At 71.4% G+C, this 18,163-nt stretch carries 20 protein-coding genes; 13 read left to right on the top strand and 7 right to left on the bottom strand.

Going from position 1 to position 18,163, the window contains the following annotated elements:
- Together ODJ79_RS31010 and ODJ79_RS31015 are read right to left on the bottom strand one after the other, a co-directional pair.
- The gene (locus ODJ79_RS31010) at nucleotides 1-312 is read right to left on the bottom strand and encodes a DUF4873 domain-containing protein (RefSeq protein ID WP_263027164.1); all 312 of its coding nucleotides are present in this window, start codon (nucleotides 310-312) and stop codon (nucleotides 1-3) included.
- Nucleotides 299-988: a TetR/AcrR family transcriptional regulator gene (locus ODJ79_RS31015; protein ID WP_263027165.1), complete on the bottom strand. Its 690-nt coding sequence runs from the start codon at nucleotides 986-988 to the stop codon at nucleotides 299-301. The genes ODJ79_RS31010 and ODJ79_RS31015 overlap by 14 nt, the downstream gene beginning before the upstream one ends.
- A 62-nt stretch (nucleotides 989-1,050) precedes the next feature.
- Between ODJ79_RS31015 and ODJ79_RS31020 the strand changes: the two genes are divergently transcribed.
- The 9 genes from ODJ79_RS31020 to ODJ79_RS31060 all read left to right on the top strand — a co-directional run bounded on the left by ODJ79_RS31020 (nucleotide 1,051) and on the right by ODJ79_RS31060 (nucleotide 9,458).
- On the top strand, nucleotides 1,051-1,947 hold the full coding sequence (locus tag ODJ79_RS31020) for an AurF N-oxygenase family protein (RefSeq protein ID WP_263027166.1): 897 nt from the start codon (nucleotides 1,051-1,053) through the stop codon (nucleotides 1,945-1,947).
- A gap of 165 nt (nucleotides 1,948-2,112) precedes the next feature.
- A complete protein-coding gene (locus ODJ79_RS31025; RefSeq protein ID WP_263027167.1) occupies nucleotides 2,113-2,307 on the top strand; it encodes a hypothetical protein in 195 nt (64 codons plus the stop codon).
- A complete protein-coding gene (locus ODJ79_RS31030; RefSeq protein WP_263027168.1) occupies nucleotides 2,300-2,482 on the top strand; it encodes a hypothetical protein in 183 nt (60 codons plus the stop codon). Before ODJ79_RS31025 ends, ODJ79_RS31030 begins: the two co-directional genes overlap by 8 nt.
- A gap of 140 nt (nucleotides 2,483-2,622) precedes the next feature.
- Nucleotides 2,623-3,723: a uroporphyrinogen-III synthase gene (locus tag ODJ79_RS31035; RefSeq protein WP_263027169.1), complete on the top strand. Its 1,101-nt coding sequence runs from the start codon at nucleotides 2,623-2,625 to the stop codon at nucleotides 3,721-3,723.
- 54 nt (nucleotides 3,724-3,777) lie between these two features.
- Nucleotides 3,778-4,455 carry a sirohydrochlorin chelatase gene (locus ODJ79_RS31040; RefSeq protein ID WP_263027170.1) on the top strand — a complete coding sequence of 226 codons (678 nt, stop codon included), beginning with the start codon at nucleotides 3,778-3,780 and terminating at the stop codon, nucleotides 4,453-4,455.
- A 19-nt stretch (nucleotides 4,456-4,474) separates the two neighbouring features.
- Nucleotides 4,475-5,251, top strand: coding sequence for an aminoglycoside phosphotransferase family protein (locus tag ODJ79_RS31045; protein WP_263027171.1), 777 nt, complete (start codon nucleotides 4,475-4,477; stop codon nucleotides 5,249-5,251).
- 124 nt (nucleotides 5,252-5,375) lie between these two features.
- Nucleotides 5,376-7,817, top strand: a complete 2,442-nt coding sequence (nirB, locus tag ODJ79_RS31050) for a nitrite reductase large subunit NirB (RefSeq protein WP_263027172.1) — start codon at nucleotides 5,376-5,378, stop codon at nucleotides 7,815-7,817.
- Nucleotides 7,814-8,119: a Rieske (2Fe-2S) protein gene (locus ODJ79_RS31055; protein WP_263027173.1), complete on the top strand. Its 306-nt coding sequence runs from the start codon at nucleotides 7,814-7,816 to the stop codon at nucleotides 8,117-8,119. Before nirB ends, ODJ79_RS31055 begins: the two co-directional genes overlap by 4 nt.
- 1 nt (nucleotide 8,120) lies before the next feature.
- Entirely contained in the window at nucleotides 8,121-9,458 is a 1,338-nt protein-coding gene (locus ODJ79_RS31060) for a nitrate/nitrite transporter (protein WP_263027174.1), read from the top strand.
- Nucleotides 9,459-9,673: 215 nt separating this feature from the next.
- On the opposite strand, the gene ODJ79_RS31065 is transcribed toward ODJ79_RS31060, so the two are convergent.
- From ODJ79_RS31065 to ODJ79_RS31080, 4 genes are all read right to left on the bottom strand, one after another.
- A complete protein-coding gene (locus ODJ79_RS31065; RefSeq protein ID WP_263027175.1) occupies nucleotides 9,674-10,024 on the bottom strand; it encodes a hypothetical protein in 351 nt (116 codons plus the stop codon).
- Nucleotides 10,025-10,177: 153 nt separating this feature from the next.
- Nucleotides 10,178-10,918 carry a hypothetical protein gene (locus ODJ79_RS31070; protein ID WP_263027176.1) on the bottom strand — a complete coding sequence of 247 codons (741 nt, stop codon included), beginning with the start codon at nucleotides 10,916-10,918 and terminating at the stop codon, nucleotides 10,178-10,180.
- Nucleotides 10,915-11,514: an RNA polymerase sigma factor gene (locus ODJ79_RS31075; protein WP_263027185.1), complete on the bottom strand. Its 600-nt coding sequence runs from the start codon at nucleotides 11,512-11,514 to the stop codon at nucleotides 10,915-10,917. Before ODJ79_RS31075 ends, ODJ79_RS31070 begins: the two co-directional genes overlap by 4 nt.
- A 102-nt stretch (nucleotides 11,515-11,616) precedes the next feature.
- Entirely contained in the window at nucleotides 11,617-13,299 is a 1,683-nt protein-coding gene (locus tag ODJ79_RS31080; protein ID WP_263027177.1) for a discoidin domain-containing protein, read from the bottom strand.
- A 133-nt stretch (nucleotides 13,300-13,432) separates the two neighbouring features.
- On the opposite strand from ODJ79_RS31080, the gene ODJ79_RS31085 reads away from it, so the two are divergent.
- The 4 genes from ODJ79_RS31085 to ODJ79_RS31100 all read left to right on the top strand — a co-directional run bounded on the left by ODJ79_RS31085 (nucleotide 13,433) and on the right by ODJ79_RS31100 (nucleotide 17,720).
- Nucleotides 13,433-14,461 carry an alpha/beta hydrolase-fold protein gene (locus ODJ79_RS31085; RefSeq protein WP_263027178.1) on the top strand — a complete coding sequence of 343 codons (1,029 nt, stop codon included), beginning with the start codon at nucleotides 13,433-13,435 and terminating at the stop codon, nucleotides 14,459-14,461.
- A gap of 292 nt (nucleotides 14,462-14,753) precedes the next feature.
- Nucleotides 14,754-16,757, top strand: a complete 2,004-nt coding sequence (locus ODJ79_RS31090) for a TIGR03618 family F420-dependent PPOX class oxidoreductase (RefSeq protein ID WP_263027179.1) — start codon at nucleotides 14,754-14,756, stop codon at nucleotides 16,755-16,757.
- Nucleotides 16,754-17,110 (top strand): pyridoxamine 5'-phosphate oxidase family protein, encoded by a 357-nt coding sequence (locus tag ODJ79_RS31095; RefSeq protein ID WP_263027180.1) that lies wholly within the window; start codon nucleotides 16,754-16,756, stop codon nucleotides 17,108-17,110. The genes ODJ79_RS31090 and ODJ79_RS31095 overlap by 4 nt, the downstream gene beginning before the upstream one ends.
- A 127-nt stretch (nucleotides 17,111-17,237) precedes the next feature.
- A complete protein-coding gene (locus ODJ79_RS31100; protein WP_317620718.1) occupies nucleotides 17,238-17,720 on the top strand; it encodes a putative zinc-binding protein in 483 nt (160 codons plus the stop codon).
- Nucleotides 17,721-17,773: 53 nt separating this feature from the next.
- On the opposite strand, the gene ODJ79_RS31105 is transcribed toward ODJ79_RS31100, so the two are convergent.
- A partial coding sequence (locus tag ODJ79_RS31105; RefSeq protein ID WP_263027181.1) for a PRC-barrel domain-containing protein occupies nucleotides 17,774-18,163 on the bottom strand: 390 nt, incomplete at its 5' end.

Raw genomic sequence — 18,163 nt, forward strand, 5'->3', positions numbered from 1 at the left:
TCAGTGGAACCACGGCGGGGTGCCCGTGCCGGAGAGCCGGATGCCGCCCCACGGGTCCGGCTCGCTGAGTTTCACCGGGGTCCGGGGCGACTTCCCGATGGTCAGCTGCCCGTCGCGCAGGCCCGAGCTGACCCGCGACCGCAGATCGTCGTCCGGCGTCGTGCGCCCGGCCCAGCGGAACCGGCCCTCGACCGGCTCGAAGTGCGCGGACACCCGGATCGACACGGTCAGGTCCTGGTCGCCGATCCGCAGCGTGGCCGGGCCGCGATACTCCTCGTCGGGAAGTCTGGTCTCGTAGTCAGGCGAGTCCATGCCTCGTCTCCTCCTGGTAGGCGGCGAGACCGCCGGGGATGTCGGCGGCGTGCGCGATGCCGGACACGCCGCCCCACAGAAACGTCGTCAGGTAGTCGCCGAGCGCCTCGCGGCTGATCGGCTGCTGCTGGCGCAGCCACCAGTCGCCGACCGTCTGCACGTAGCCGACCACCCCGTACGCCCAGGGCAGCGCCGCGCCCGAGTCGAGCCCGCGGGCCCGCAGCCGGTCGCCGAAGATCCGGGCCATGCCGCTGGCCACCGTGTCGACCACGTCGGCGACCACGTCCCGGCTGCGCGCCACGTCCGGCTGGTGCACCACGAACTGGTAGAGCTCGGTGTCCGCGGCGATGTGTGCGAGGTACGCGTCGATCGCCGCCGCGATCACGTCCCGCTCCTCGCGGACCTGGGCGACCGCCGGGGCGATGGCCTCGACGACCATCTCGGCCGCGCGCTGCCCGACCGCGAGCCACAGCTGCGACTTGTCGGCGAAGTAGCGGTAGAGCACCGGCTTGCTGACCCCGGCATGCGCGGCGATCGCGTCCATCGCCACGTCGGGGCCGAGCTCACGGATCGCCTCGATGGCCGCCTCGGTGAGCTCGGCGCGCCGCTGCTCGCGGTGCCCGGCCCAGCGGCCGCGGCGCCCGTCGGTATTGACCGGCTCCTCTTCGCGGTTCATAGTACTACAAGTAACTGTTACCGGAGGTAACGTCAAGTCTGTCACAGCCACTGGAGGAGATCATGACGACGACGGACCGCGAACGCACCGCCACGCGCCTCCTGAGTTCCTCCGCCGAGCACTCGTACGACCCCGAGGTGGAGATCGACTGGGAGGCGCCGTTCGTCCCGGGCCTCTACTTCGTGCCCCCGCACCGCTCGAGCCTCAACGGCACGTCGCTCTGGGAGGGGCTGACCGAGGAGCAGCGGATCACGCTGACCCGGCACGAGCTGGCCAGCATCGCCGGGCTCGGCGTCTGGTTCGAGACGATCCTCATGCAGCTGCTCGTCCGGGGCTACTACAAGCAGGACCCGACCACCGCGCACGCGCAGTACGCGCTCACCGAGATCGCCGACGAGTGCCGGCACTCGGTGATGTTCGGCCGGATGATCGCCAAGCTGGGCACCCCGGTCTACCGCCCGGGCGGGGTCGACGCGTTCCTGGGCAAGTGGATCGGTGCCACCGGCGTCGGCCCGCGCATGTTCGCCGCGATCCTGATCTGCGAGGAGATCCTGGACACGCTGCAGCGCGAGGCGATGGCCGACGAGCAGCTGCAGCCGCTGGTCCGGATGGTCAGCCGGATCCACGTGGTCGAGGAGGCCCGGCACGTCCGGTACGCCCGGGAGGAGCTGGCCCGTCAGGTGCGCGCGGCCGGCCGGGGGCGGCTCACCTTCGACAAGCTGGTGATCGGCCGGGCCGCACACCTGTGCGGCACGCGACTGATCCACCCCGACGTGTACCGGTCGGTGGGCATCGACCCGGCGGTCGGTCATCGGGCGGCGCTGGCCAACCCGCGCTTCCGCGAGACCCTCCGATGGTCCGGCGAGCGCGTCGTCGCGTACCTCAATGATCTCGATCTGGTCGATGGGCCGGGCAAGCCGTTCTGGCGGATGTCGGGCCTGCTGCCGCGCCCGGCGTGAGCCGTCCGCGGCGCGACCGTCGCGCTGCGTAGTTGTCGCGGGTGTGCCGGGCCTCGAGGGGGAGGTCCGTCACACCCGCGCAGCCATTTCTGGCCGATCGGCCGGTGGGCGCGAAGATCACTGTTCGTGACAGTGTCTCCCTGACACAGAGTGAGGGGAGCCGGGATGGACGACGCTCTTGTTGCCTACGGTGAGGGCCACGCGGACGGCCGGGCCGGCCGCGAGGACGCGGGTCGCGCGGAGAACCCGGAGACCGGCGCCGACTACCAGGTCGGCCTCGTCGACGGGCAGCTCGCCGCGTTCGAGGACGCGCTGGTCGCCGCGATCCGCCAGGCGATGGGCGGCAAGCTCGATGGATGACGAGTTCCGCGCGTACGACGCGGGCCGCACCGACGGCCTGCTGGGCAAGCGCGACGCCGTCCAGGCCGGCAATCCCGTCTTCGGCCGTGACTACCGGATCGGCTTCATCGACGGCCGGATCGAGGTGTACCGGCTGCGGGCCGGCGTCCGCCGGATCGTCGAGGACCCCGAGTAACCTGGTCTCACAACCGGGAAAGCCCGGTTGTGCATGCGCGTTGACGCCACCGAAACCCCGGTTCGACGAAGCGGTAACCGCAGCTCGCAACGCTTGCGGCAGGCAAGCTTGCGGAACGGCGCGGGCGGGATGGGGAGCGGATGAGCGAGGGCGCGCTGGCGGGCTTCACCGTCGCGGTGACCGCCGAGCGGCGCCGGGACGAGATGGCGGCGCTGTTGCAGCGTCGCGGGGCCCGGGTGGTGACCGCCTCGGCGCTCACCATCGTGCCGCTCGCCGACGACGACGCCCTGCACGCCGCCACCGAGGCCTGCATCGGTCTCGCTCCCGACCTGGTCATCGCGACCACCGGCTTCGGGTTCCGCGGCTGGGTCGAGGCCGCCGAGGGCTGGGGGCTCGGCGATCGGCTGCGCGAGGTGCTCGGCCAGGCGCGGATCCTCGCCCGCGGCCCCAAACCGTGCGGCGCGATCCGGGCGGCCGGGCTCACCGAGGAGTGGGCGGCCAAGACCGAGGCCTCCGAGGAGATCCTGGCCAAGCTGCTCGACGAGGGCATCGCCGGGCACCGCATCGTGGTGCAGGAGCACGGCGAGCCGCAGACCGAGTTCGTGGCCGCGTTGCGGGCCGCCGGCGCCGCCGTGGTCGAGGTGCCGGTCTACCGGTGGGTTCCGCCGCCGGACGTCGCGCCGGTGCGCCGCCTGGTCGAGCAGATCGTCGCCGGGCAGATCGACGCGATCACCTTCACCAGCGCGCCCGCGGTCAGGTCGTTCCTGAGCCTGGCCGGCGGGGACGCCGACGGGGTGCTCGACCGCTTCCGCGCGGACACCCTGGTCGCCTGCGTCGGCCCGGTCACCGCGGCACCGCTGGCCGAGCGGGCGGTGCCGGTGGTGATGCCGGAGCGGTTCCGGCTCGGCGCGCTGATCAAGACGCTCACCGACGAGCTGCCCAAGCGCGCGGTCCGGCTGCGCGTGGCGGGCGAGACGCTGGAGGTCCGCGGGCACGCGGTGCTGCTGGACGACGTCTTCCGGCCGCTGGCACCGGCCACGATGGCCATCCTCGGCGCGCTGGCCGCCCGGCCGGGCGCGGTCGTGTCGAAGGACCAGTTGATCGCCGTGCTGCCGCGCGGCAACGACGGGCACGCCGTCGACGTCGCGGTGGCCCGGTTACGCACCGCGCTCGGCTCCGGCAAGCACATCGAGACCGTCATCAAGCGCGGCTACCGCCTGCGCGTGGACGAGCCCGCGTAACAGGATCCCGGTCGACGCTGCCCGGACACCACAGCAGAGAGAGGCAGCGCCCTGTTGAGACCCACATTGCTCGCCGTGGCCCACGGCACCCGATCGGCATCCGGTCAGCGGCAGATCCGCGAGCTCGTCGGCGCCGTCGCGCGCCGGCGGCCGGACCTCGACGTGCGGCTCTCCTACGTGGATGTCCAGCGGCCGCACGTCGCCGAGGTGGTGGCCGGGGTGCGCGACGCGGTGGTGGTGCCGCTGTTGCTGTCGGCCGGCTACCACGTGCGGGTGGACATCGCCGAGGCGGTGGCCGGGACGGGGATCCCGGTGGCGGGGACGCTCGGCCCGGACGAGGTGCTTCTGCAGAGCCTGACCCGGAACCTGCCGCGGGCGGACGCCGTGGTGCTGGCCGCGGCCGGGTCGGCGGATCCGGGCTGGCGAGCGAGCATTCGGGAGTTGGCCGCGCGGGTGGGCGCGCAGGTGGCGTACGCCTCGGGGAGCGACCCGAAGGTGGCGGATGTGGTCGCCGATCTGCGCCGGGGTGGTGCGCGCCGGATCGCGATCGCCGCCTATCTGCTGGCGGAGGGGCTCTTCTACCGCACCCTGCACCGCGCCGGGGCCGATGTCGTGACGCCGCCGCTCTGCCTGGACCCCGCGGTGGCCGGGCTCGTGCTGCGCCGCTACGAGCAGGCGCGGGATGCCGCCGGGATGGGAGCCGGCGAGTATTCGGTCGCGGTGGGGGCCTGACCCGGGTAGAAACGGACCCGTGACCGAAGAGAAGCTGGCCGGCGGCCGCAGTTTCGGGGCGGTACGGGTGGGCGACGAGGTTCGCCGCCGGGCCGAGCCGTGGACGGCGAGCGTGCACTCGGTGCTGCGGCACCTCGAGGACGCCGGCTTCGCCGGCGCGCCGTTCGCCCGGGGCTTCGACGACCAGGGGCGCGAGCGGCTGACCTTCCTGCCCGGGCTGACCCTGGGCGAGACCTCGCCGTGGCCGGAGTGGGTGCGGTCGGACGGCGCGCTGCGGCAGGTCGGCCGGTGGCTGCGCCGGTTGCACGACCTGACCGAGACGTTCCGGCCGGCCGACGGCGCGGTCTGGTTCACCGGGCGGCCGTGGCAGCCGGGCCTGGTCATCGCCCATCTGGACGCCGCGCCGTGGAACGCGGTCTGGGGGGAGGACGGCCTGGTCGGCTTCGTCGACTGGGACACCGCCGGCCCGTCCGAGCGCGAGGGCGACCTGGCCTTCTCGGCGCTCACCTGGACGCCGCTGCTGACCGCCGGGATAGCCGAGCCGGTCGGGTTCACCGACCCGGCCGACCGCCGCCGGCGGTTCCACCTGTTCCTCGACGCGTACGGCTACACCGGCGACCCGGCCGCGGTGCGCGACGCGATCCTCGGGCGGGTCGAGCGCAACGTCGCGGTGATCCGCGAGCTGGCCGAGACCGGCGAGCCGACCTTCCGGCGGATGCTGCCCTGGGCCGCCGACCTGGAACGCTCGGGTGCCGAGGTGGCCGAGTTGCCCGGCGCGTTCTGGCGGGCGCCGTAGCGCTGCGGGTTCTCACAACCGCGTACGGTCGCTTGTAGGGTTTTCCGAACGTTCGCGCAATCGCGACGGTCCGGGCAGAAAACAATGGCCCGGAAATATCCTCGTCGTGATTAAACAGCGCTTGGTGGTCATTGGAAACGGCATGGCCGGCGCCCGGACGGTGGAGGAGATCCTCGCCCGGGGCGGCGACTTCGACATCACGATGTTCGGCGACGAACCCTACGGCAACTACAACCGGATCATGCTGTCCAATGTGCTCGCGGGCGTGGAGGACGAGTCCGGCATCTTCCTGAACGACCTTTCCTGGTACGCCGAGAACGGCATCACGCTGCACGCCGGGGTCCGCATCGAGCGGATCGACCGGAAATCCAAACAGGTGTACGCCACCGACGGGACCGCCACCCCGTACGACAAGCTGGTGATCGCCACCGGCAGCTCGGCCTTCGTCCCGCCGATCAAGGGTGCGCACGTCCCGGGCCGCGGCTACCACCAGGGCGTCTTCGTGTTCCGCACGCTCGACGACACCCGCGCGATGATCCGGTACGCCAAGGAGCACGAGCGTGCGGTCGTCATCGGCGGCGGCCTGCTCGGCCTCGAGGCCGCCCGCGGCTTGCAGAACCACATGCCGCACGTGACCCTCGTGCACGCCGTGGGCCACCTGATGGAGAGGCAGCTCAACGAGCGGGCCGGCGCGACCCTGAAGACCGCCGTGGAGCAGAAGCTCGGCATCGACGTGATCGTCAACGGGATGACCACCGAGATCACCGGCAAGCACGCGGTCACCGGGGTCAAGCTCGCCGACGGCCGCCACATCGAGTGCGACGTGGTGGTGGTGGCCGCCGGCATCCGGCCCAACACCCAGGTCGCGGCGGACAGCGGCCTGGTCGTCGAGCGCGGCATCGTGGTCGACGACCAGATGCTCGCCCAGGGCGAGGACGACATCTATGTCGTCGGCGAGTGCGCGCAGCACCGCGGCGAGTTGTACGGCCTCGTCGCCCCGCTGTGGGACCAGGCCAAGGTGCTCGCCGACCACCTCACCGGCGCCAACCGGCAGGCCGCGTACCACGGCTCCCAGATCGCCACGAAGCTGAAGGTGGCCGGCGTCGACGTCGCCTCGATGGGCCTGCTCGAGCCGCAGCAGGAGGACGACGAGCTGATCGAGTACGCCGAGCCGAGGAAGGGTGTCTACAAGAGCGCGGTCATCCGCGACGGGCGGCTGGTGGGCGCCATCCTGGTCGGCGACAACCGCAAGGCCGCGTTTCTGATGCAGGCGTTCGATCGAGGGTTGCCGTTGCCGGAGGATCGGGCCGGGTTGTTGTTCGACCTGGGCGGTCCGGTCGGCGAGGTGAGCCCGGCCGAGATGGCCGACGACGAGCAGGTGTGCAACTGCAACGGCGTCGGCAAGGGCGAAATCAAGGCCTGTGTGGACAGTGGCTGCAGGACCGTCGGCGGTGTCATGGACAAGACGCGGGCGGGGAAGGGTTGTGGCACCTGTAAGCCGTTGGTGCGGCGGATTGTGGAGTGGGCGGCGGGTGGTGAGGTCGAGGAGGATCCGGCCGCGTCGTATTACGTGCCGGGTGTGCCGATGCCGAAGCCGGAGTTGATGGATGCGATCCGGCTCTATCAGCTGAAGTCGGTGTCGTCGGTGTTCGCGAAGCTGGGCGGTGAGGAGGACGCGAAGAGCAAGATGGGTTTGGCGTCGCTGCTGAAGATGATGTGGGGCGCCGAGTACGTCGATGAGCGGGACGCCCGGTTCATCAATGATCGGGTGCACGCGAACATTCAGCGTGATGGCACGTTTTCGGTGGTGCCGCAGATGAAGGGTGGTGTCACCACTCCGGCTGATCTGAGGCGGATTGCTGAGGTGGCCGAGCGGCATGGGGTGCCGATGGTGAAGTTGACCGGTGGTCAGCGGATCGATCTGCTGGGTATTCCGAAGGAGAAGTTGCCGCAGATCTGGGCCGAGTTGGACATGCCGTCGGGGTATGCGTACGCGAAGAGTTTCCGCACGGTGAAGACGTGTGTGGGGTCGGACTTCTGCCGGTTCGGCGTCGGCGATTCCACCGCCCTCGGGATTGCGATCGAGGAGCGGTTCCAGGGGATCGAGGGGCCGGGGAAGATGAAGCTTGCGGTCACTGGCTGCCCGCGGAACTGTGCCGAGGCGTACGTCAAGGATCTGGGTGTTGTTGCTGTTGACGGCGGCCGTTGGGAGATCTACGTCGGTGGTGCGGCCGGCGCGCATGTCCGCAAGGGTGATCTGCTGGCCACCGTGTCCTCGCCGGACGAAGTCATCACGTTGACCGGGCGGTTCCTGCAGTACTACCGGGAGAATGGGAACTGGCTGGAGCGTACTTATGCGTGGGTGCCGCGGGTCGGGATCGAGAAGATCCGGGCGGTGGTGGTGGAGGACGCCGAGGGCATCGCCGCCGAGCTGGACGCTCGGATGGACGCGGCGGTCGGCGCCTATCGGGATCCGTGGAAGGAACGTGCCGAGCCGGTGACCCCGGGACAGTTCCGCACCTCGCTGCCGCTGACCGTGCTGCCCCAGGTTCCGGTGCGGGCATGAAGACGCTGCGCTCGCTCGGCACGATCCACGACATCCCCGTCGGGGAAGGCCGCACCTTCGCCATCGACGGCGAGATGATCGCCGTGTTCCGGCTCCGCGACGGCTCGATCCGGGCACTCTCCGCCGTGTGCCCGCACAAGGGCGGCCCGCTCGCGGACGGGCAGATCGACCTGAAGCAGGTCGTCTGCCCCCTCCACCTATACGCCTGGGACCTCTCGACGGGCTGTTCGCTCAGCGGTCAGTCGCCGGTCTCCACCTATCCCGTCCGCATTGACAACGACGAGATTCTCTTGGAGATCTGACATGACAACTACGTTGCCCGTTGCCCGCCCCGCAGTCACCGTTCGCGGACACTGGATCGACGACTGGGCCCCGGAGGACCGCACCTTCTGGACGAACGGCGGCGCCCGGATCGCCCGCCGGAACCTGATCTTCTCGATCTTCTCGGAGCACATCGGCTTCTCGGTGTGGTCGCTGTGGTCGGTTCTGGTGCTCTTCCTCGGCCCCGCCTACGGCATCGACCCGGCCGGAAAGTTCCTGCTCACGGCGGTGCCGACGCTGGTCGGCGCGGCCCTGCGGATCCCGTACAGCTTCGCGGTGGCCCGCTTCGGCGGCCGCAACTGGACCGTCTTCAGCGCCTCGCTGCTGCTGGTCCCCGCGGTGCTCGCGGCCTTCCTGATCAAGCCGGGCGTCTCCTATACGACACTGATCATCCTGGCCGCGGTGGCCGGCGTCGGCGGCGGCAACTTCGCCTCCTCGATGACCAACATCAACGCGTTCTACCCGAACCGGCTCAAGGGCTGGGCGCTCGGCATCAACGCCGGCGGCGGCAACCTCGGCGTCGCCGCCGTGCAGCTGGTCGGCCTGTTCGTGCTGGCCGTCTTCGGCGCCGGCCACCCGGGCCTGGTGGCCGGCATCTACATCCCGCTGATCGTGATCGCCGCCCTGTGCGCGGCGTTCTACATGGACAACCTTTCCCAGGTACGCAGTGAGAAGCGCGCGATGCGGGACGCCACCCGCGAGCCGCACACCTGGATCATGTCGCTGCTCTACATCGGCACCTTCGGGTCGTTCATCGGCTTCGGGTTCGCCTTCGGCCAGGTGCTGCAGGTGCAGTTCCACACCGAGTTCGGCACCCCGGTCAAGGCCGCGTACCTGACCTTCCTCGGGCCGCTGCTCGGCTCGCTGATCCGCCCGCTCGGCGGGGCCCTCGCGGACCGGCTCGGCGGCGCGAAGGTGACCTTCGTGAACTTCATCGCGATGGCGGTCGGCGCCTCGGTCGTGCTGCTGGCCGCCCAGTCGAAGTCGCTGCCGCTGTACATCGTCGGCTTCGTGGCGCTGTTCATCCTCAGCGGCGTCGGCAACGGCTCGACGTACAAGATGATCCCGGCGATCTTCAAGGCCAAGCACCCGGCCGATGAGCCGAAGGCCCGGCGGCTGTCCGGCGCGGTGATCGGCATCGCCGGAGCGGTCGGCGCCCTCGGCGGCGTGCTGGTGAACCTGGCCTTCCGGCAGTCCTTCCTGGAGACCAAGAGCGCGGACGCGGCGTACGTCGGGTTCATCGCCTTCTACGCGCTGTGCGTGCTGGTCACCTGGGCCGTCTACCTGCGACCCGGCGCCCGCACGGCCGGTCAGGTCTGATCGACGTGCTTGCCCGCCCGCCCGGCCGGTTGATCCGGCCGGGCGGAGCGCTACAGTTTGCGCGTCTCCCCGACCGAGCCCCCGCAACGTCGCCGAGTGCGAGGACCTGTTCCGCGGCCTCGAGCTGATCGGCGCGGGGCTCGACAGGCGGCCGAGTTCGCCGGCCCACACCGCTGTGGCCGGCAGCCGACCTCCGGTACCGCGCGGGGACGGCGTCAGGCCGTCGTGGACCCGACCCGGACCAGGTCCAGGCGGGGCACGTTCAGCAGGACCACGTCGGTTACGTCGTCGATCTGATCGCCCCCGGCGTACGCGTCGTTGGCCAGGTGCCCGGCGCCGTCGATGAGTACGTAGCCGGTGTCAACCAGGTCCTCGGCGATCCCGAGCGGGGCCTCCGGCAGCACGTCGGTACCCGCGAACTGGACTCCGCCGACCGTGCCGGCCTGCTCGCCGTTGACGTCGATGACGGCCATGCCCCGGGTGACACGGGCGAGGACGGCGTCGCCGCTCTCACCCGACGGCTCCGCGATGTCGGCGCCCGTGTCGCTGTCGCTGTCGCCGCTCATGATCCGCTACCTTTCGTCGGGTGTCCCGACGTGCAGATTACCCGTCAGGACCACAAAACGTTGGCGGTGCGACATCAGCCCGCGGCGGTGGGCGCCGCGCGATCGAGCCCGGATATTGATCGACATCGCCGTTCCCGGGCTAGGGCTAGACGGTCAGTTCGACGGCGAGGACTCGACCGGCAGGGTTCCGATCGGGAGCGACCCGGCGGAGGGCGAGAACGTGTACGGCGGCCCGGACGGGCCGAAGGCGGTCTTACCGGTCGTGCTGAGGAACTCGAAGGCGAAACCGGCTCGGTCGGTCGACCGGGCGTCACCGGAGGCGAAGATCCGCAGATAGCCGTACGTCGGCTGGCGGATCGTCAGCCGAAGTGGCGCCGGGTCCCGAGCCGCGCAGATCGAGGTGCCCTGGCCCAGCACCGTGTTGCCGGAGTCGCCCTGCTTGACGACGACATCGACCCGGCCGGCGCCGACGCAGAAGAAGTGGAAGGCATAGGTGTCGGCCGGCATGTCGTTCATGTCGTCCTGGTAGGACGAGCTGACCACACCGTCGGTCGCGTTGATCGATGTCGGCGTGTTGCTGCGGTCGGCGAGCAGGTCGGCGGCCGCCTGGACACGGTCGTACGCCGGTCCCGACGGCTCGGGCATCACCGGCGGCTGGTCGCTGGACGGAACCGCGCCGGGGGCGCCCGCTTCGTAGTCGCCGCCGGTGCCCGGGCGCAGCCCGAAGCCGATGCCGACCAGTATGGCGGCGACCACGACTGCGGTGCCGGCCCAGGTGGCGACCACGAATCGCCGGCGTACGGTGGCTCGCACCCGCGGCGCGCCGGGCGCGACGATCTCGCTCAGGGTGCGGGAGCGCAGTTCCTGGAAGAGCTTCTCGAGGTCGTCGGTCATCGCGGGTCCTCCTCCGGCGCGGTCGAGTTCTGCGCGGTCGAGTTCTGCGCGGTCGAGTTCCGCGCGGTCGCGCCGGCCGATTCGGCGAGGTCGAGCCGGGCGGCCAAGGCCTGCCGGGCGCGGTGCAGCCAGGACTTCACCGTCCCTTCCGGCACGCCCTCCCGGTCGGCGATGTCGGCGACCGTCAGATCCGCGAGGTAGCGCAGCACGATCGCGCGACGGTGGTTGTCGGGCAGGGTGGCCAGCGCCGCGATCAGCGCGACCCGTTCCGGCTCGGGCCCGTCGACGTTCGGTTCCACCGGGCGCTGGCTGCGCAGGAACCGGCGGACGGTTCGTTTGTGACGCCATCGGCTGATCGCCAGGTTCCACGCGACCCGCCGGATCCAGGCGACCGGATCGTCGAGCCTGGACGCGGTGCGCCATCTCGCGTACGCCCGGCAGAACGCCTCCTGGACGACGTCCTGGGCCTCCTGCCGGTCCCCGAAGTAGGCGTAGAGCTGCACGGTGAGGTCGCCGTAGTGCGCTGCGTAGATCTCGTCGAAGGACGACGTCTCGTTCGGCACGGCTGGCGGCGCCTCCGGTCCGGTTCCGACGATTGCTGTCACGTCCACTACACGCCCGGACCCGGGCGGACGTTGCACCGATCGGACCCGAACCTACCGGTTCGACTCACCGACACCCCTGAGTTCGGCCGGGTGTCAGCTCGGGTAGACCTCCAGCACGGACAACTGGCCGGCGGGCCAGCCGGTGTTCGCGGTGACGGTGACGCGGACGTAGCGAATCGCGGTGGGCGTGCCGGTCACGCTCACCGCGTTTCCCGACGCCGGATCGAACGTACGGGGGGCGGAGCCGGCCAGGGTGGTGAAGGTGGAGCCGTTCGTGCTGCCCGTGATGGTCAGCGTCTGCGTGCGGGCGCCCCAGAACGACGGCAGCTTGAGCACGAATCGGCCTACCGTGTAGGTGCCGCCCAGGTCGACCTGGAGCCACTGCGGGAAGGCGTTGTTGACGCTCTCCCAGTAGGTGCCGGCGTCGCCGTCGACCGCGTTGCCCGGCACATACCCCTGGGTGTAGCCGCTCGCGCTGGTGGGTCTGCCGCGTGCGAGATCTCCGGCGGGCTGGCCGCCGACAGCTGGATTCGTCGGGCGGGTCGCGGTCAGTGCGAGCTGGCCCTTGAGCATCTTGCCGCCGTCGGTAGTGATCCGCAGGTAGTAGTCGGCGTCGCAGGGTGTGCCGTCCTCGTCGAGCGCCCGGATGCCGGCGCCGGCGGGCGTGTCGGCCGCGGTCTCGGCCGTCTTGGCGATCTGGTTGCCCTCGTTGAACTCGTCGAACATGGACACGTACAGGCCCTGGGCGCCGACCCGGACCATGTTGTAGATGCTGCGCCAGTAGTAGTCGCCGTGCCGGCGGGCCCCGGTGGAGAGGTCGCCGGGCAGCACGCAGGGCTGGTAGTCGATGCCGTGCGCGGCGCAGTCGGCCTGGTCGGCGGTGTTCACGTTGGCGTAGAACCAGTCGAGCCCGGCGAGGTCGCCGGCGCGGCCGACCATCCACGGCGAGATCGCGTTGAACGCGTGGTAGACGTCCAGGTACCCGGCGCGGCTGTCGTTCTTGCCCTCCCGCCAGTACGTGGGCACGCCGCCGATCACGTAGCAGCCCTGCCCCTTGAACCAGTTGATCACGTCGAGGCAGGCGGCCGCGGTGAAGTTGTGGTTGTCGTCGTTGAAGCCGAAGCCCCAGATGCAGACCACCGGCTTGCCGTTCTGCCGGGCGTACATGCTCGACGAGGTGTGTGCGGACATCTTGCCCGACCAGTCCGTCTTGATCTCGTTCTGCATGGCCGACCAGCCGCTGACGTCGTACATGAGGTAGAACTTCCGGCCGGTCGCCTCGGCCGACGTACGCACCTTCCGGGCCATCGCGTCGCGGGTCGGGCCCTCGTCGCCCATCGGGTTGAACCGTTGCAGGGCGGCGGTGTCGATCCCGTACGTCTGCATCCAGCGGAAGTGCGTGTCGACGGTCTGCTGGTCGTACGAGGAAAAGAGGTTCGCGGTCTTTCCGCTGCCGAGATTCGGGTACGCGGTGGGGTAGGTGTGCGTGTAGTCGCGGGTGTCCGGCCAGGACACGATCGTGGTGTTGCCGGGGGACGGGGGCTGGAAACGGTCCCGGCTCCAGTGCCACCAGCCGCCGATCGGTGCGCCGTCGCCGGGGCAGGCGAACCAGCCCTGATAGCCGACGGTGACCTTGCCGACGACGTCGCCGGGCGCGGACGCGGCCGTCGTTGCGGCTTCGGCAGGTGTTGCGGCTTGGACCGCTGTTGCGGTGGGGATGGCCGCGGCTGGGGAAAGGGCCGCGGCCGCGAGCAGGGTGCGTCTGGGGAGAGGCACGGGGACTCCTGTCTCGTGGGGGATATCGACGGTCATCGTGGCAGCCCGCGACACAAGACTGCAATAGTTGGACATCCACGTGAAATATCGCGATCGGAGGCGGGGAAATCCGGGCCGTGGTTGACTCGGGGACATGCTGCCTTGGAGTTACGACCTCGCCGGTCAGTTGCACCAGGAATCGATCGACTCGGTGCTGTTGCGCGACAACCCCCTGGGTGATCCGCACGTGCGCCCGCTCTGGGTCTACACCCCGCCGGGCTACTCCGCCGCCGGCTCGGACCGGTACTCCGCGATCTACGTGATCCAGGGGTACTCCGGGCACGTCGCGATGTGGGCGAACCGGCAGCCGTTCCGCCAGCCGTTCATCGAGACCGCCGACGCGGTGTTCGCGAGCGGCGAGACCCCCGGCTGCATCCTGGTCTACGTGGACGCGTGGACCGCCTACGGCGGCTCACAGTTCGTCGACTCGGTGGGAACCGGGCCCTATCACTCGTACCTCTGCAATGAGGTTGTGCCCTGGGTCGACGCGCATTACCGGACCATCGACGCGCCCGGCTCGCGGGGCATCAGTGGCAAGTCCTCCGGCGGCTTCGGGGCGATGATCACGCCGATGCTCCGGCCGGACCTGTTCGGCGCGCTGGCCACCCACGCGGGCGACTCCCTGTACGAGTACTGCTACCTGAACGAGTTCGCGAAGGCGGCGCGGGCGCTGCGCGACTACGACCACGACATCCAGAAATGGTGGGCCGATTTCCGGGGCCGCATCTCGTTCACCAAAGAGAACGACATGCTGCTCCTTCTGGTGCTGGGTTGCGCGGCCGCGTTCTCCCCGGCGGCGGACGGCACGCCGCAGTTGCCGTTCGACGCCCGCAGCGGCCAGTTGATCCCGTCGCTCTGGGAGAAATGGCTGGAGTGGGACCCGGTCCGGATGCTCGACCGCTACGCCGACGCGATGCGCTCCCAGCGAGCCATCTGGATCGACGCCGGGACGAAGGACGAATGGTTCCTGGACCTGGGCGCGGAGGCGTTCCGGGCGGGGCTGGCACGCGTCGGCGTGCCGGACGAGAAAATCCACTTCGAACTCTTCCCGGCAACGCACGGCGGCATCGACTACCGCTACCCGCAGGCGACGGCCTGGCTCGCCGAACGCCTCGAGCGCTGAGGGCGCCGCCGGAACCGGCGCCCTTGTGGGGGCCGCCCTGATCCGGCCGGTCGGCCGGATCAGGGACCGCCGGCGGCCGATCGGGTCCTTCCGCCGTGGTCGCGGCCGTCCCCGGGCAACGCTGAACGTCGTGGCCGGTCCCGGGCGGGAACGAAGACCGCCGGGCGAGCCGATCAGGCCGACGGCCGGCGGCCCGCGGGGAAGAACGTCCCGGCACGCCGGGGCCGGTGACTCTGGTCGGCGGCGGCGTCCCCGGTCAGCGTGAAATGGGGAGAGCACCGAGGAGCCGGTCATGGCCGAGACACGCGAGCACGCCGACGTCATCGTGGAGCCGTGGCTTGCCCGGCATCCGGCGGTCGGGCTGGCCGTGGCCGTCGTGCGGGACGGGCGGCTCGCGGTCCTGCACACGCACGGGCTGGCGGACATCGCGTCGAGGCGGCCGATCGACGCCGGAACGGTGTTCCGGGTCGGCTCGATCACCAAGCCGTTCACCGCCATCGCCGTCATGCAGCTGTACGAGCAGGGCCGGCTCGACCTGGACGCGCCCGCCGCCTGCTACCTGCGCTCCTACCGGCTGGTCGCGGCGCGCCCCGGCGGGCGCCGGCCGACGGTGCGGCACCTGCTCACCCACACCGCGGGCATCCCGGAGGTGCGCCACCTGTCCGACCTGCTGCACCCGGAGGCCGGGCCGTTCGGCGGCCGGCCGCCGATCCACAGTGTGCCGTTCGGCGAGTCGATGCCGTCGCTCGCCGAGCACCTACGCGCCGGTCTGCGGCCGGTGAGCGAGCCCGGGATCGACTTCGCGTACTCGAACCTCGGTTTCGCCACGCTCGGCCAGATCGTGGAGGACGTGAGTGGTGTCCCGCTCGCCGGCTGGTTCCGCGAGCGGATCTTCGAGCCGCTGGGCATGGCGGACACCGGCCTGGTCCGCTCCGGGCGGCTCGCGGCTCGGCTCGCCACCGGGTACGCGGTCGGGCGGCACGGGCCGTACCCGGTGCCGGACCGCGACTGGATCGGCGCCGGCTGCGGCGGGATCTACTCGACCGCCCCGGACCTCGCCCGGTTCGCGGCCGCGCTCAGCGGCGGCGGCGCGAACGAGCACGGCCGGGTGCTGGCGCCGGCGACCCTGACGGCGATGGCCGAGTGCCAGTTCACCCCGGATCCCCGCCTGCCCGGCTGGGGACTCGGCTTCGCCCGGGCCGAGGCCGGCGGGCACCTCCTGATCGGGCACGACGGGATCCTGCCCGGCTTCAACACCACGCTGTGGGCGGCGCCGGACGGCGGGCCGGCCGTGGTCGCGCTCACCAACGGGTCGCCGGGGGCGTTCGGCTGGATGGAACGGGAGGCCAAGGACCTGCTGCGGGAGCTGCTCGGCGCGCCGCCCGACACGGTGCGGGCCGGGATCGCGCACCGGCCGGAGATCTGGCGGACGCTGTGCGGGCGCTACCGGCTGCGGCCGCGGATCTCCGACCTGCGCGGCCGGCTGGCCCTTCCCGGCGGCGTCGAGGTGTTCGCCCGCGGTGGGCGCTTGATGATCCGGGCGCTGACCCCGGTGCCCGCGCTCCGGCGGGGCGTCCCGCTGCACCCCGACGACCCCGACGACCCGTACGTGTTCCGGGTCGACCTCACCGATGCCGGGCAGGGGACGTTCCGGGTGGTGTTCGGCCGCGACCTCGCCGGTGGCGGCCCGGCCCTGCACGCCGACCTCGGCGGCCAGCCGGTCACGCTGATCGGCCGGTCCGCGGCCCGGCCGGACCGGGCAGGTGCGGCGCGAACGGCGGCGGTGGCCGCCTTCCGCCGGCCCGCCCACCCGGCGCCCGAGCCGGCGGCGCTGATCCCGGCACCACACGCCGACCTGGCCGAGATCCCGGCATCGCACGCCGACCTGGCCGAGTGCCCGCCGGTCGCGGCGCTGACCACCCTGATGCCGGACGGCACGCCGCAGACCTCGGTGGTGTGGTGCGACCGCGACGGCGAGTTCGTGCGGGTCAACACCATGCTCGGCTTCCGGAAGGAACGCAACATACGCCGCGATCCCCGGGTGACGCTGCTGTGCTACGACCCGCAGCGGCCGGGGCGCTACCTGGAGATCCGCGGCCGGGTGGCGGAGACGACCCGGACCGGCGCCGGCGCCCACCTCGACGAGTTGGCCTCGAAGTACCTCGGGCGCCCGGTGCGCTACTTCGGTGACGTGGTGCCGGCCGCGCTGGCCGCCACCGAGACGCCCATGCTGTGCCGGATCCGGCCGGGCCACGTGGTCGCGGCCGACGGGCCGGACGGGGGTGGTCCGGGGTGACCGGCACACAGCGCGACGTGCCCGTACCCGCCTCCCACCTGGACCTGGTCGCGGCGCCGGCGGTGGGCGTCCTGAGCACCCTGCTGCCGGGCGGCGCGCCGCACTCCTGCCTGGTCCGGGTCGGCTACGACGGCCGGTGCACCCGGCTGAGCACCACCCTGGACAGTCGCAGCGGCCGCAACCTGCGGGCGAACCCGGCCGCGAGCCTGCTGATCGTCGACCCGGGCGACACCGGGCGGTTCCTGCAGCTCCGCGGGCGTGCCGAGCTGCTCCCGGCCGGCCGGCGCGGCGACCGGGCCGTGGTGGTGCGCCTGCACGCCACCCGGATCACCGCCGACGCGATCCACCACTGAACCGAACGACACCGGCCGGACGACCCCGCATCCCAGCGGAAGTGGGCGGCGGTAGGGGCCTTCTCCTCTGTCCGCGTCGCCGGTGCCCGGGCATGGTGAACGGCACCACGGATCCCAGGAGTACGCATTGACCGACCGAGTGCAGCAACGGACCGCACCGACTCGACCGGAGCGCCGGTCGGCCGACGACGGCGGTTCGCCGGTGAACGGCGCCCCGCTGGTGTATTCCTGCTCCGGCTGTTCGAGCGCGGCGCAACTCGCCAACGCGCTCGCGATCAAGCTCGATCGTCTCGGCGTCGCCGAGATGTCGTGCATCGCCGGGCTCGGCGGCGACGTGCCCTCCCTGGTGCGCCTGGCTCGCTCCGGCCGTCTGATCCTGGCACTGGACGGCTGCGCCCTCGCCTGCGTCCAGGCGACGCTGGGCCGGCACGCCATCGTGCCGGACTCGCACGTCATCCTGAGCCACCACGGCGTCCGCAAACGCCGCCACGCCGACCACGACGAGGCGGAGGTAGACCGGCTGCTGCCCGTGGTGCTCGACGCCGCGCAGTCGGCTCGCGGGCCGGCGCTCCCGCTGGGCGAGGCCGCCGGGAGCGCCGGCCTCCCCTGACGCGAGGGTCAGGAACGCGACGATGCCGGGGGACCACGGGCCGGCAATCGGGGTCAGCGCCGGGCCAGCTTGCGCTCGCCGCCGACGCCGGCCGCGTACGGCAGGTCGTAGTGGGCGAAGACCCGCGGCTCGTCCGTGGCGGCCAGCTCGCCGTCGGTGTCGATGCTCGGCGCCTCGCTGACCTGCTTCTTGGCGTATCGGACGCGCACGGCGTCGGGTGTCACGGTGGCGCCGTCCAGCGGCACGAAGACGAGCCGGTGCCGGCCGATGATGCCGACCCGGACGGTGGCGAAGCTGGGCTGGTCGGTGGCCGTGTCGACGTAGACGGCCTCCAGGTCACCGATCTTGTCGCCGTTGGGGTCGATGACCTTGTGAGCGCGCCAGTCGCGCAGGTTCTCAGCGGGGAACATGCGGGAAAAATGCCCCGCGAGCGGCCCGGCTAA

Origin of the sequence: Actinoplanes sp. KI2 (genome assembly GCF_025630775.1) — a bacterium.
GTDB lineage: Bacteria > Actinomycetota > Actinomycetes > Mycobacteriales > Micromonosporaceae > Actinoplanes.

Coding starts and splice junctions, on each gene's coding strand:
- ODJ79_RS31010 (WP_263027164.1), bottom strand. CDS start 312: ATGGACTCGCCTGACTACGAGACCAGACTTCCCGACGAGGAGTATCGC.
- ODJ79_RS31015 (WP_263027165.1), bottom strand. CDS start 988: ATGAACCGCGAAGAGGAGCCGGTCAATACCGACGGGCGCCGCGGCCGC.
- ODJ79_RS31020 (WP_263027166.1), top strand. CDS start 1,051: ATGACGACGACGGACCGCGAACGCACCGCCACGCGCCTCCTGAGTTCC.
- ODJ79_RS31025 (WP_263027167.1), top strand. CDS start 2,113: ATGGACGACGCTCTTGTTGCCTACGGTGAGGGCCACGCGGACGGCCGG.
- ODJ79_RS31030 (WP_263027168.1), top strand. CDS start 2,300: ATGGATGACGAGTTCCGCGCGTACGACGCGGGCCGCACCGACGGCCTG.
- ODJ79_RS31035 (WP_263027169.1), top strand. CDS start 2,623: ATGAGCGAGGGCGCGCTGGCGGGCTTCACCGTCGCGGTGACCGCCGAG.
- ODJ79_RS31055 (WP_263027173.1), top strand. CDS start 7,814: ATGAAGACGCTGCGCTCGCTCGGCACGATCCACGACATCCCCGTCGGG.
- ODJ79_RS31060 (WP_263027174.1), top strand. CDS start 8,121: ATGACAACTACGTTGCCCGTTGCCCGCCCCGCAGTCACCGTTCGCGGA.
- ODJ79_RS31065 (WP_263027175.1), bottom strand. CDS start 10,024: ATGAGCGGCGACAGCGACAGCGACACGGGCGCCGACATCGCGGAGCCG.
- ODJ79_RS31070 (WP_263027176.1), bottom strand. CDS start 10,918: ATGACCGACGACCTCGAGAAGCTCTTCCAGGAACTGCGCTCCCGCACC.
- ODJ79_RS31085 (WP_263027178.1), top strand. CDS start 13,433: ATGCTGCCTTGGAGTTACGACCTCGCCGGTCAGTTGCACCAGGAATCG.
- ODJ79_RS31090 (WP_263027179.1), top strand. CDS start 14,754: ATGGCCGAGACACGCGAGCACGCCGACGTCATCGTGGAGCCGTGGCTT.